Source organism: Elusimicrobium sp. An273 (genome assembly GCF_002159705.1).
In the GTDB taxonomy this organism is placed as follows: domain Bacteria; phylum Elusimicrobiota; class Elusimicrobia; order Elusimicrobiales; family Elusimicrobiaceae; genus Avelusimicrobium; species Avelusimicrobium gallicola.
This window is the reverse complement of the sequence record NZ_NFJD01000001.1, coordinates 1-12,686: the sequence shown is the minus strand read 5'-3', so window position 1 is coordinate 12,686 and position 12,686 is coordinate 1. Positions and strand designations below refer to the sequence as shown.

The window sequence follows — 12,686 nt, the reverse complement described above, 5'->3', positions numbered from 1 at the left end:
TTTGACTATGCAAACCGAAGAACAACTGCCAGAAACCGAACAGGCCGCACCTGTTGCCCCGCAGGAAGTTTCTTCCGCTGCGCAAACACCCGCGCAGGCGGCGCCGGCAGACGCGTTGCAACCCTCTTTCGCCCCAGCGCAGCCCGCAGACGGCGAAACGGCGGGTGCGGAATCGGCGGCGCCGGGTCAGGCCGATGTGGCGGCGAACGCTTCCGCCCAACCGGCTGAGGCGGCTTCTTCCGAGGAGCCGTTTGAACTGGTGCCCACCAGCGAATTTAAACAGATTGTAGAAACGCTTTTGTTTATTACCGACCGCCCGCTTAAACCCAGCCGAATTGCAGACGTAATTGACGGCGTGGACGCGCGGCGCGTGCGGGAAATGATTTTGGAAATTAAAGACGATTACATCCGCCGCAACAGCGCCGTGCAGGTGGTGGAGCTGGGGGGCGGGTTTCAAATGTCCACCAAGCCCGAATACGGCCGCTGGGTGCGCCGCTTGTACAATGAAAAAATGACCACCCGCCTTTCCAACGCCGCGCTGGAAACGCTGGCGATTGTGGCTTACAAACAGCCCATTACGCGGGCGGAAATGGAAGCCATCCGCGGGGTGGACGTGGCCGGGCCGCTGGAGCGGCTGCTGGAGCGGTCGCTGGTGCGCGTGGTAGGCAAAAAAGACACGGTCGGCCGGCCGATGGTTTACGGCACGACGGATGAATTTTTAAGAATGTTCGGGCTGAACAAAATTTCCGATCTGCCCGATTTGCAGGTGTTTGCGGCAAAGTCGCTGCGCGAAAAACAGGAAGACCTGCCGTTTGGCGAGCCGCTGCCGCCGCTTGCCGAACCGGCGATTATTCCGGTGGAAGAGCTGGAAGGGGAAGAACGCCTGGAAGCGTTGGACTCGTCGGCCGATCCTTTCTTTACGCGCAACAGCTACAACAAAGGCGACTTTTTCGGACAGCAATCGCCCGAGGCGGATGCGTTCGCGGCGCCGGATGTCAATCCCGCCGGGCAAGAGCCTGCCGCCAAGCCGTCTTCTTCGGAGCCGGAAACTTCGCCCGCTTCGCCGGACGGCGCTTCCCGGCCGGAAGCGCAAACCGCCGCTTCGGAGCAAACCCAAGAGATGTCCCAGGAGGAAACCAAATGAATATCGTTTTAGCCGCCAGCGAGGCGTTCCCGTTTTGCAAAACCGGCGGATTGGCAGACGTGGTAGGCGCTTTGTGCCAGCAGTTTGCCATGCGCAAAGGCAACAAAGTGCTGTTGTTCCTGCCGCATTACCGCAGCATTGTGCGGGTGTCTTCCTTAAAAGTGGTGCCGGGCGTGTATTTGATTCCGATCGGAGACCGCATTGAACAAGTTTCGCTTTCCTATATCAACTGGGGCAATGTGCTTGTGTTTTTTGTGGGCAGCCGCAAATACTTTGACCGCCCCGAACTCTACCGCACCAAAACGGGCGAATTTGCCGATAACGACGAACGGTTTATCCTCTTCAGCCGGGCCGTGTTGGAAGGGTGCAAATTTATCGGTTTCCGCCCCGACATTATCCACTGCCACGACTGGCAGACGGGCCTGATTCCCGCGTATTTGAAGACCGTTTATAAATTGGACGCCTTCTACACCCGCACCCGCAGCTTGTACACCATTCACAACATTGCCTATCAAGGGCATTTTCCTTATTCCACATTTAAAAAAGCGGGGTTCCACCCGGTGGATTATACCCCCGAAAAATTTGAATACTACGGCGGCATCAGCTTTCTAAAAAGCGGCATCGTGTTTGCCGATAACATCAATACCGTCAGCCCCAACTACGCGCGCGAAGTGCAGAGCGACCCGGCCATGGGTTTTGGCCTGGAAGGCTTGCTGCGCTACCGCAGCAAAAATTTCTGCGGCATTGTAAACGGCATTGACACCGAAGTATGGGATCCGGAAATTGACCCGGTGCTCCCCATCGGCTACGACGCGGCGGAAGCCGTAAAGGGCAAATTGGCCGCCAAACTGGCGCTGCAGCAGCAGTGCAAACTGTCGCAGGATCCCGACAAGCCGCTTATCGGCATTGTGTCGCGCTTGGATTACCAAAAAGGGCTGGATACCGTGGTGGATTTAATCGGCCGCTTGAAAGACCGCGTGCAATTTGTGGTGCTGGGCATGGGAGACCCGATGTTGGAAAAGGCCTACCAGAGCTTGGCGCGCAACAATCCGGCGTCGGTCAGCTACAACGGCCGGTTGGACGAAGATTTGGCGCACCGCATTTATGCGGGGGCGGATATTTTTCTGATGCCTTCGCGCTTTGAGCCGTGCGGCCTCTCGCAGCTGATCGCCATGAAATACGGCACGCTGCCGGTGGTGTCTAAAGTAGGGGGGTTGGTGGATACGGTCAAAGGATACCAGCCCGGCAAGGAAGACACCGCAACCGGATTTTTTATTGAAGAATTTACCGAACACGGCATTTTGCAGGCGGTGGAAGGCGCCTTGGCGGTGTTTAACGACCGCAAACGCTGGAACCGCTTGGTGCGCAATGCCATGCGGCAGGATTTGTCGTGGGATAAATCGGCCCAACAATATCTGGAACTTTACAGAAAGACGGTTATTTAGGAGATCATATGAAAAACTTTCGCCGTTTGGCGGCTGTTCTGGCCGCGTGTTTCTTTTTAACGGGCGCGCTTGCCGCCGGAGAAGTCAAAAACGTCATTTGGATTATCGGGGACGGCATGGGCCCCGAAGCCATGGGGCTTTTTATGCAGGGGGTGCGCTACGCCGGGCTGGAGGAATATGCCGGGCGCGTATCCAACTTGGAAAAAATGATGAACAGCGGCGAATGGGGGTTGTTCTTTAACAATACGCACGATACGGTGGTAACCGATTCCGCCGCTTCGGCTACGCAAATGGCCACGGGCCGGTTTTCCCGCCCGGAGTTTATCGGCATTGATTACAACAGCCAGCCGGCCGAAACTTTTTTGGAACTGGCGCGCAAACAAGGCAAGTCCATTGGCATCATTACCGACACCTACGTGGCGGACGCCACCCCGGCCGGATTTACCGCGCACGCGCAAAACCGCAACCAAAAAATGAAAATCGCCCGGCAGCTGATTGCTTTTGCGCCGGAGGTGGTAATGGGCGGCGGCCTTAAGTATTTTACGACGGGCGAAAACAAAAAACTGCTTCGCCAAGCCAAGAAAAAAGGCTACCGCGTGGCCAAAAATAAAAAAGAGCTGGCGGCCGTCAAATCCGGCAACGTGCTGGGTCTGTTTGCGGAGGAATCGCTGCCGATGTCTTTGGAAATGGATGAATATCCCGCCATTCCCTCGCTTACCGAACAAACCCAAAAAGCCGTTGAACTGTTAAGCAAAAACGAAAACGGTTTTGTGCTGGTGGTGGAGGCCGGAAAGATTGACTGGGCCGGCCACGCCAACGACGCGGGCGCGTGGTTCCACGAAATGAAAGCGCTGGACGAGCTGTTGGGCTATGTCAACGCGTATGCCGACAAAAACGGCGAAACGCTGGTCTATTTAAACGCCGATCACGACACCGGCCTGGGCACCTTTACTTACCGCCACCTGGGCAAAGACAAAGCCATGAAGAAAACCGCCCAGGGTGAAGTGCTCTACGGCGGGGATGTGGATTACGCCTCGTTTGAAACGTTCCGCCAGTTTGACAAGCAAAAAAAGAGCCTGTACAACTTGGAAATGGAACTTAAAAAGATGCCGGCCGAAAAACTGACGCCCCAATACCTGCAAAAACGCCTTTCCGAAGCGATGGGCTTTGAGGTGGATATGACCCAATTTGAAAATTTATCCGACGTAAGCGGCCTGTTTAAACAGCTCAACGAGTCGCGCGGCATTGTGTGGGCGAGCGTAAACCATTCGTCTCTTCCCATTTTAAGCGTGGCCTACGGCCCGGACGCGGATGAATTTACCGGCGTATACCATAATACGGATATTTTGCCCCGTATGAAAAATGTGTTGGGCTGGAGCGAAAAATGACGGATAAAGATTTAAACGAAATGTTTGAAGGCAAGAAACAAGCCGCTCCCGCCGCGCCCAAACATGTCTTCCGGCTGCACCGGCGGCTGTTTTTGCTGGTGTTTGCCGTGGCGGTGCTGCTGCAGAGCGTGGTGTTTGTGGATATGCGGCTGGGCAGCTATTACCGGGAATTAAACGACAGTTTTAAAGTGATTTTAACCGTCAGCGCTCAGACGCCCAACGAAGAGCTGGAACAGATGGGCGAATCGCTGAATCAAAAAACGGATATTTTGTCCGTGCGGCTGTTCTCGCCCGAAGACGCCTTGGCGGCCGTGGAACGCCAAAACCCGCAGCTGACCGACGCGCTTCTTTTAATGGGCAAAAATAAAATGCCCGCGTACTTTGAACTGCGGTTAAACTACAAAGCCATCAACAACATCCGCCCGTTTATAGATAATTTGGCGGCGGAATATCCGGGGCTGGAGCCGCATTATAATGCCGACCACGCCCGCCTGCTGTTCTATACCGGGCTGTGCGCCAAACTGCTGAATTTGGCCGTCATCTTTGCGGTATTGTTGTTTTTGGCGTTTATGTTTTTGGTGGAGGCGTACCCGTCTAATCAGGTGCGCGCGCATTATTTTGGGGGAGCGGTGTCCGGCGTGTTGGCGGGGCTGGCGTCGTGCGCGTTTTTTGCGGTGCTGGTGTATCCCACCGGATTCTTGGCCGCCGCGGCCGCCCAGTTTACGACGCCGGGCCGGCAGCTGTTGATGTTGGCCTTCTGCGGACTGTTCGGGTGGACATTGTCAAAATGGCAAAAATTTTAAGCGTTTTTCTGGCCTTGGTGTTTTGTACTTCGCCGCTTTTCTGCGACGAAGCGGCCGACCGTAAACGCGAAATAGAAAAATTAAAAAACGAAGCCGCTCAAAAAGAGCGCGAACTGAAACGCTACCGCGAACAGGAAAAAAAGATTTCAAAAGAAATTTCCGCCCTGGAAGACAAAAAAGCCCGCGCCGAGCGGCTGAAAAATCAGGTGGAGTCGGACATTTCATATGTGGAGCAGAACCTGCTTTCCATAGAAGATAAACGCGCCGCGCTGGAGCGCAGCATGCCCATGTGGCAGGGCGTGGTGGAAGAAGAACTGCGCAACTATTATTTTACTCCTTCCTGCCCGTATTGCCCAGGCGGATACAGCCTGGAGCAGGAAATTTTTGTAGACCGTATGCTTACCCACAAGGCCGCTTTTGCCGCGGAACTGAAAAAAGAAAATACGGAAGCCAAAAAGAAAATTCATACCTTTGAAGAACGCAATAAAAAATTGCTGGCGCAAAGCAGCCAAATCAAGAAAGAACAGGCCGTCATTTCCCAGTCCTTTAATAAAAAGAAAAAAGATTTAGATGTTACCAAGCGCAAAGTGGCGGCGGTGCGCAAAGAAATTAACGAACTTAATAAATCCGCCGAAGAGTTAAACCGGCTGTTGGCTTCGTTTGAGCGCAAACGCAAAGCGGCCGACGCCAAAAAAGCGGCGGCTTCCAAGACTTCGTCCAAAAAAACGACCGGGCCGAAGATTGACGTGCCGCGCAACTCGCTGCCGTGGCCGGCGGTGGGCAAAGTACTGAGCAAATTTGGCAAAGAATACCGTTCCGACTTAAATACGTGGATTTTCCGCGACGGCATTAAAATCGCCGCCAAGGCCGGCTCGCCGGTGCGCACGGTGGCGGAAGGAAGCATTATTTATGCCGGGCCGTTCCGCTCGTACGGCAACGTGGTTATTGCCGACCACGGGAAAGGATTCTTTACCATTTACGGATTTTTGCAGCAAATCAGCGTAAGCGTGGGGGACAAACTCCCGCAGCAGGGCGTGATTGGAACCGCCGGAAAAGACACGCAGGCCTCTTCCGGCACGGGCCAGAGCGCGGTATATTTTGAAATCCGCCAAGGCACCACGGCCGTAGATCCGCTGAATTGGCTGAAATAGAAAAGAGGATATTATGAAATCAAAAAAACTGAACCGTTACGCCGTGTTTGCGGCCGTGGTATTTTTTGTGGGGACGCTGTTTCCGTATGCGTATGCGGCGGCGGACAACAGCCTAAAACAGCTGCGCACGCTAGTGGATGTGGTGGAATTTGTAAAAGAAAACTATGTGGAAACCACCGATACGGATAAATTGGTGGCGGGCGCAATTAAAGGCGTGGTAAACGAGCTGGACGATTTTTCGCAATATCTGGATCCGAAAGACTATAAAGATCTTAAAAACGATACCCGCGGCGAGTTTGGCGGGTTGGGCATGCGCCTGCAAATGGTGGACGATTTTGTAACCGTCATGTCGCCCATGCCGGGAACGCCTGCGTTTAAGGCGGGGGTCATGCCCGGCGACCGCATTTTGTTTGTGGATGACAAAGACCTCGCCGACATGAAACTGGAAGACGCGGTGGAACTGATGCGCGGCCCGGTGGGAAGCAAGGTGAAAATCACCATCAGCCGCAAAGATGAAAAAGGCAACTATAAAACCCTGCCGGATTTTAATTTTAAACGCGAAAAAATCGTGCCGGAAGTGGTCTATTACCGCATGCTGGACGGAAAAGTGGGCTACCTGTATATGGTGGATTTTTCCGGCCACAGCACCGAAGAAGTAAAAAAAGCGCTGGCGGATTTGCAAAAGCAGGGCATGCAGTCGCTGGTGTTGGACTTGCGCTTTAACCCCGGCGGCCTGCTGACGGGGGCGGTGGATATTGCCAAGCTTTTCCTCCAGCCGGATGAAATGATTGTCTACACGCAGGGCCGCAAGCCGGAGTATTACCAGGAATTTAAAACCTCCGCCAAGCCCGATTATCCCGACGTGCCGCTTGCGGTGCTGGTCAACCAAGGTTCGGCCAGCGCCAGCGAAATTGTAGCCGGCGCCTTGCAGGACAACAAGCGCGCCTTCGTGGTGGGCCAGCGCACCTTTGGCAAGGCCAGCGTGCAGCAGGTGCTGCCGCTTTCGGGCGGGGCGGGGCTGCGCTTGACGATTGCCCGTTATTATACGCCTTCCGGCCGGCTGATCCAGCGCGACTACCGCGATAAATCCAAGGCCGAAGAAGGCGGCATTTTCCCGGATGTGGAAGTAATTGTGCCGGCGGAAGAGGAAGTGAAGGTGTTTATGCAGTACAACAACATCGTCCACACGCCGGGCAAAAAAGATCCGGAGGTCAAGTTTACGGAAAAAGACCCGGTGCTGGATAAAGCCGTGGAAGTGCTGACGGGGAAACTCTCGCTGGAAGACGCCAAGGCCCAGTCCCAAAAAGCGGCCGAGGCGCGCAAAGCCGAAAAAGAGGCCAAACAAAATAAAACGAAAGACGCGGCCGCCGAAACTTCCGACGCTCCCGCCAAAACGCAAGGAGCGGAAAAATAAGTATGAAAAAAGATTTTATGATTTTGGGCATAGAGTCCACCTGCGATGAAACTTCCGCCGCGCTTTTAAAAGGCGGAAAGGAAATTGTGACCAACGTCATTTACTCGCAAATAGATGAACATAAAAAATACCACGGCGTCGTGCCCGAGCTGGCCAGCCGCGCCCATGCGGCCAAAATTGCCACGGTCATTCACGAAGCGTTGGGAGATAACCCCATTGACTGCGTCGCTTTTGCCAGCGGGCCGGGCCTGCCGGGCGGGCTGATGGTGGGGCGCGTGGCGGCGGAAACCCTTGCAAATTTTAAAAAAGTTCCTATACTAGGAATAAACCACCTGGAGGGACACATCTTTGCCTGCGATTTTGAAGGAACGGAGGTAAAGAACCGGTTGGAGTTCCCCCTGGTGGCTTTGGTCGTTTCGGGGGGACATACGGAGCTGTGGTATGTCAAAGGATACGGCGAATATAAGGTTTTGGGCAAAACGCGCGATGACGCCGCCGGCGAAGCGTTTGATAAAGTAGCCAAACTGCTGGGGCTTGCCTATCCGGGCGGGCCGCAAATTTCCAAACAGGCGCTTTCGGGCCGCCGGGATGCCATCCACTTTCCGCGCCCGCTGATGCCGGGTACGTGGGAATTTTCGTTTAGCGGCATAAAAACCGCCGTCAGCTACTATTTGCGCGACCACCAGAATTTTAATATCCCCGACGTCTGCGCCAGTTTTGAAGAAGCCATGGTGGAAACCTTGGTAACCAAAACGCTGCTGGCGGCCAAGAAGTACAAAGTGCGCCATATCGCCATCGGCGGCGGCGTGGCGGCCAACACCTTGCTGCGCGAACGCATGCAGCAACAAGCGGCGCAAGCCGGCATTACCGCCCATTTTGTGGAGCGGAAACTGTCTTCGGACAATGCCGCCATGATTGCGCTGGCCGCTTATAAAAAGTTGGAACATGCCGAAAAAACCGGCAAACCCGTTAAAAAGAATATAGATATTAATCCCAATATGAAAGTGCGCAGCTGGGATTAGACGAGGAGTTTAAATGATTTTGTGGGCTATGCCCGATTCGGGCGATAAAACCAAAGAAGTTTACGCCTCTTTTATTGAGCTCTTTAAGAAAGAAAACCCTTCCATTGACGTTACCGTCCGCGTGTTTACCCGCAACGTCCTGTGGCGGCGGATGTTTACGATTAAACACCCCACCCACGAAGAAGAAGTGCCGGATTTGGTGCAAATTCCGCACTACTGGACGGCCCTTTTGGTGCGGGAAGGCGTGGCGGAAAATCTTTCCGAGTTGGATCCGGGCCTTTCGCTGGCCAATTGCTTGGTTCCCTTAAAACCGCATTGCTACCAGCCCGGCACCAAAGACATTTATTCCTATCCGTGGTGGTTTGATTTAAGCGCGCTTCACTACCGCGCCGACCACCTGAAATTGGTTACCTCCCGGCCCGAGCATGACTTGGCCACCTGGGAAGGCCTGCTAAACATTTGCCAAGCGTTGCGCGAGCAATTTAAAGATACCCCCGGCTACTATCCCATGCAAAACAGCGACTGGAGAGGATCCCTCTCGGTGCGCAATGCCCTGCCGTGTATTTGGGGCCGCGGGGGGGATTTGCTCTCGCCCGATTTAAGCAGCACTTTGGTGGGCACCAAAGCGTTTAAAGAAGGCATCCGCGATTACGTCAATTTAGCCTTAAAAAATTATATGCCCATCCTGCGCGAGCGCGGCTCGCTGGGGACGATTGTTTCCGGCAAAGCCAGCATGATGATTTCCCGCAAGCAGGGCGTCAGCACGTTTAACGCCCGCAAAGGCATCCGCGTGCGCACGCTTCCGGTGCCTACCACGGGCACTACCTATTATTCGTACCTGGCGGGGATGAATTTGTTTGTTAATAAACTCTCCCAAGAAAAGAAAAACGCGCTTAAGTTTATTAAGTTCTGCGCCCGGCCGGAAAATCAGCTCCGCTACGCCGCCATGATCGACGCCTTCCCGGCGTTTGAAGACGCGTTTGAGCAATTTATTTTTTCTTCTTCCCAGCGTCTGCAAACCTACAGCAACATCCTGGCCTCGGCCCGCACCCTGCCCAATATCACGGTAACGGGTACGATTATGGAAATTTTAAAACGCATCCTGGCCGTATGCGCAACGCAGATTGTGGAAGAACGCTTTACGCAGGCGTCGCTGGATCGGGAACTGGATCTGGCCGCCAAAGAAATAGAATACCTGCTTTCCATTTATCAGGGGTAGCCCTATGTTTGATAAAAAATCGTATACACTTTATAAATTTCACAAACAGTTGAACCAATCCTTTCAAAACAAACGCGAACTGTTGGAATGTGCCTTGCCGGCTTTGCGCAATTTGTTTAAACTGGACAGAGTATACTTTTTTGACTGGCAGCAGGAGCGGGCGCTTTTGTCGCTTAAAATGATGTGTAAAAAAGAGTACTGCATGGATATGCAGGAAGATATTTCCGTTTTAAACGAGCCGGTTTTTCTAAAGCAGCTGCTGCAAAACGGAATTGCGGAATCGACCGACCTAAGTTACCCGGCCATTTATGTATTAGTCAAGTGGGAGCGGCCCAGCGTGGAGCTCAAATCGGGCGAAGTCCATAATTTCATGCAGGAAAAAGTAGGCGTGCTGCGCTTGGAACGCTTCCGCAAAAACCGGGTGTTTTCGGAACAGGAAAAAGAACTGATTAAAGCCTTGGGGGAAGAAATCTCCCACAACCTGCGCAATACGGAAATAGACCAGGCCAAAAACCAACGGCTAAATATCTCCACGGCGCTGAACGATCTGTCCACCATTTTTGCCTCCTCTCTGCGGTTAAACGACGGCTTGGAGCTGATTTTAAAAGGCGTTCAAAAATACTTCCGTTTTGACCGCGTCCGCCTGTATTTAACGGATTCGGAAGGAAGCAAAATTAAGTCCGTCCTGGGGGTGGATATTTCCGGCAAAGTAACCCAGCAAGATGGCAAAACCCTGCCTGCCGGCGAAGAAAACCTGCTAAAAGAAGTGTTTGATTCCATGGCCACCTACCGCGCCAACCGAAGCGTCATTTACATTCCGCTTAAAGTGCAGCGCAATAAAGTGGGCTTTTTGGCGTTTGACAACATTTTGTCGCGCCGGCGCATCGGGTATATGGATTTTATTTCCCTGCAGCAGTTCGCTTCGCAAATGGCGCTTTCTATTGACAATGCCCGCTTGTTTGAACGCGTGCAGGAGCTTTCCAACTACGACGAACTGACCAAACTGCCCGTGCGGCGCTATTTCAACGAAAAATTTGCCGAAGAAATTTACCGCTCCAAACGTTTTGATTTAACGATGTCCCTCATTATTATGGATATAGACTGGTTTAAACAAATCAACGACGGCTACGGCCACCAAATTGGGGACTGGGCCTTAAAAGAAGTCAGCCGCGTGATCCGCACCAGTCTGCGCCAGACCGACGTGCCCTGCCGCTTTGGCGGGGACGAAATGGTAATTATGTTGCCGCGCACCAACGGCGAGGAAGCCAAAATTATCGCCAAACGCCTCAAAGACCGTATCGGCGCCATTACCCTGCCGGAGCGGTATACCGAAGGCAAAGAAGTACACCTGAGCATCAGCCAAGGGATTTCTTCTTTTCCTTTTGACGGCCAAACGCCGGACGTACTGCTGGAAAAAGCCGATAAAGCGTTGTACGTGGTGAAACAAAACGGACGCGGCAGTTTTGCCGTGTACCGCGAGGTGGCCGACCAAGTCGTTTCTTGATTTTCCAACGAACACAAGATTGTCTGCCTGTTTTAACGGGGAGATGGTTGACATTTGCCCCAAAAGTTGCGAGAATTTAAGAGTATATTGTGTCGGCGTCTGTTTAGAAAAAAACAGCCGCCTGTTTGTGTATGTTAAAAAATAAAACGATTTGAAAATAAATTTTATGGGGGCGTGCCTTCCATAGGGAAATTCATATTATGAAAAACATGAAACATTTTATTTTGGCTTTATTGGGTAAAGCGGCGGTTTGTGCGGCGTTGGCGACAGTGTCGGCCGCTCCTCTGTTTGCGCAAACGGCGGAAGTCCGTTCCGCGGGCGTGTATTATAAGAATAATGCGTTGGGAACGGATCAGGTTTACTGCAATTGGGGAAATAGCGTCGTCTCCGGCAATAACGACGTCAGTTTTACCACTAAAGTCAGCCCTTCCAGCAACGCCAATAAAAACGATCCGTGGGTCAGCTCGGCGTTAATCGAGTACGATCAGCCCTATCCCTCTCCTAATGTAAATAACAATTATCCGAACCATTGTTTGGCTTTGTGTATGGATGTGTACTGCACCAACAAACCCATGGCGCAGAGTACGTATTCCATCGCGTTTCCGCTGCAGCAAGTTAAATTTGACATTGTAAAATACTATAACGGCAAAAACGTAGAAAACCCGGAAGAAACGCCGGCCGTGCGCACGATTGATTTATACCCGGATACCGAAAGCGATTCCGCCATTTGCGGTTCGTATCATTGCCCGGGCGGCCCGACGGAAGGTTTAACTTGCCCTTCACCCAAATATGAATTGGTAAACGGCACTTGTTATAATTTTGGAACGACGCAGTCAGTCTCCATTTCCAATTGTCAATTGGGAAGCAAAGATAATAATGGCAATTACGCCAACTGCCCGAATGATACGTGCCCCTATGTGATTTTTAACAATGACGGTACCCGCTCCAACCAACCGATTACCTTTTGTGCGGCGTGGGACGGGTCGTATGAAATTGCGGGCGAATTCGGCAAATCCAACGGGGACTTTGCCTTCCGCTCCACCGTTTCTACGGATTTCCCCGGCGACAATATCATCACGGACAAGATTGAATTCAGCTCTACGATTGCCTACCCGGGCATGAACCAAATTCCGATGCAGGTGGACGTGACGAACGTGCACACGGTGCGCAGCACGCCTACGGTGGTGGGGAACATCACGGCGGTATCTGCCCAGCCGTACACGTTTGCGTATCGGCTGAGTAAAGATGCGGACGTGCGTGTAGCCATTTTTGATGCGTCCAACGGGGATGATATTGCGTATGGCCAAACCTCGAATAACAACAACCTGGCGCCGACGCAGTTAGTCCGCACGTTAGTGGACTGGCAGCCGCGCATCGGGGAAGGCATGAAAGGGGTGGACAAAGACACCCAGATTACGGAATTTGACTCGTGGGACGGCCGCGACGATAACGGGTTGTTGCTGCCCGCGGGCAATTACATTGTAGCGATCCAAGCCAAAGCGCAGGATGAATGGCCCGGGGTAGACTTTTCGCGCGCGGTTACGCGCCAGATGTCGTTGGATCCGTTGAAACTGACGGATATCGTGGCGACGGGGC

At 52.9% G+C, this 12,686-nt stretch carries 10 protein-coding genes; all 10 read left to right on the top strand.

Going from position 1 to position 12,686, the window contains the following annotated elements; translation table 11 throughout:
- Window positions 1-7 precede the first annotated feature (7 nt).
- A complete protein-coding gene (gene scpB, locus B5F75_RS00050; protein ID WP_087286124.1) occupies window positions 8-1,144 on the top strand; it encodes an SMC-Scp complex subunit ScpB in 1,137 nt (378 codons plus the stop codon).
- The gene (gene glgA, locus B5F75_RS00045; protein ID WP_087286121.1) at window positions 1,141-2,589 is read left to right on the top strand and encodes a glycogen synthase GlgA; all 1,449 of its coding nucleotides are present in this window, start codon (window positions 1,141-1,143) and stop codon (window positions 2,587-2,589) included. Before scpB ends, glgA begins: the two co-directional genes overlap by 4 nt.
- An 8-nt stretch (window positions 2,590-2,597) precedes the next feature.
- Window positions 2,598-3,977 (top strand): alkaline phosphatase, encoded by a 1,380-nt coding sequence (locus tag B5F75_RS00040; protein ID WP_087286117.1) that lies wholly within the window; start codon window positions 2,598-2,600, stop codon window positions 3,975-3,977.
- Window positions 3,974-4,780 carry a cell division FtsX domain-containing protein gene (locus B5F75_RS00035; RefSeq protein ID WP_087286115.1) on the top strand — a complete coding sequence of 269 codons (807 nt, stop codon included), beginning with the start codon at window positions 3,974-3,976 and terminating at the stop codon, window positions 4,778-4,780. The genes B5F75_RS00040 and B5F75_RS00035 overlap by 4 nt, the downstream gene beginning before the upstream one ends.
- A complete protein-coding gene (locus B5F75_RS00030; RefSeq protein ID WP_087286114.1) occupies window positions 4,765-5,931 on the top strand; it encodes a murein hydrolase activator EnvC family protein in 1,167 nt (388 codons plus the stop codon). Before B5F75_RS00035 ends, B5F75_RS00030 begins: the two co-directional genes overlap by 16 nt.
- Window positions 5,932-5,944: 13 nt before the next feature.
- Window positions 5,945-7,345 (top strand): S41 family peptidase, encoded by a 1,401-nt coding sequence (locus B5F75_RS00025; RefSeq protein ID WP_087286112.1) that lies wholly within the window; start codon window positions 5,945-5,947, stop codon window positions 7,343-7,345.
- 2 nt (window positions 7,346-7,347) lie between these two features.
- Window positions 7,348-8,367, top strand: a complete 1,020-nt coding sequence (tsaD, locus tag B5F75_RS00020; RefSeq protein ID WP_087286109.1) for a tRNA (adenosine(37)-N6)-threonylcarbamoyltransferase complex transferase subunit TsaD — start codon at window positions 7,348-7,350, stop codon at window positions 8,365-8,367.
- Window positions 8,368-8,380: 13 nt separating this feature from the next.
- On the top strand, window positions 8,381-9,586 hold the full coding sequence (locus B5F75_RS00015) for an extracellular solute-binding protein (RefSeq protein WP_087286107.1): 1,206 nt from the start codon (window positions 8,381-8,383) through the stop codon (window positions 9,584-9,586).
- A gap of 4 nt (window positions 9,587-9,590) precedes the next feature.
- Window positions 9,591-11,090 carry a GGDEF domain-containing protein gene (locus B5F75_RS00010; protein ID WP_087286105.1) on the top strand — a complete coding sequence of 500 codons (1,500 nt, stop codon included), beginning with the start codon at window positions 9,591-9,593 and terminating at the stop codon, window positions 11,088-11,090.
- 200 nt (window positions 11,091-11,290) lie between these two features.
- Window positions 11,291-12,686: flagellar hook assembly protein FlgD (locus tag B5F75_RS00005; RefSeq protein WP_143351209.1), on the top strand; the 1,396-nt coding region annotated here is incomplete at its 3' end.

Bases quoted from the DNA above. Each gene is read 5' to 3' on its own strand.
- scpB (WP_087286124.1), top strand. From the start codon at position 8: ATGCAAACCGAAGAACAACTGCCAGAAACCGAACAGGCCGCACCTGTT.
- glgA (WP_087286121.1), top strand. From the start codon at position 1,141: ATGAATATCGTTTTAGCCGCCAGCGAGGCGTTCCCGTTTTGCAAAACC.
- B5F75_RS00040 (WP_087286117.1), top strand. From the start codon at position 2,598: ATGAAAAACTTTCGCCGTTTGGCGGCTGTTCTGGCCGCGTGTTTCTTT.
- B5F75_RS00035 (WP_087286115.1), top strand. From the start codon at position 3,974: ATGACGGATAAAGATTTAAACGAAATGTTTGAAGGCAAGAAACAAGCC.
- B5F75_RS00030 (WP_087286114.1), top strand. From the start codon at position 4,765: ATGGCAAAAATTTTAAGCGTTTTTCTGGCCTTGGTGTTTTGTACTTCG.
- B5F75_RS00025 (WP_087286112.1), top strand. From the start codon at position 5,945: ATGAAATCAAAAAAACTGAACCGTTACGCCGTGTTTGCGGCCGTGGTA.
- tsaD (WP_087286109.1), top strand. From the start codon at position 7,348: ATGAAAAAAGATTTTATGATTTTGGGCATAGAGTCCACCTGCGATGAA.
- B5F75_RS00015 (WP_087286107.1), top strand. From the start codon at position 8,381: ATGATTTTGTGGGCTATGCCCGATTCGGGCGATAAAACCAAAGAAGTT.
- B5F75_RS00010 (WP_087286105.1), top strand. From the start codon at position 9,591: ATGTTTGATAAAAAATCGTATACACTTTATAAATTTCACAAACAGTTG.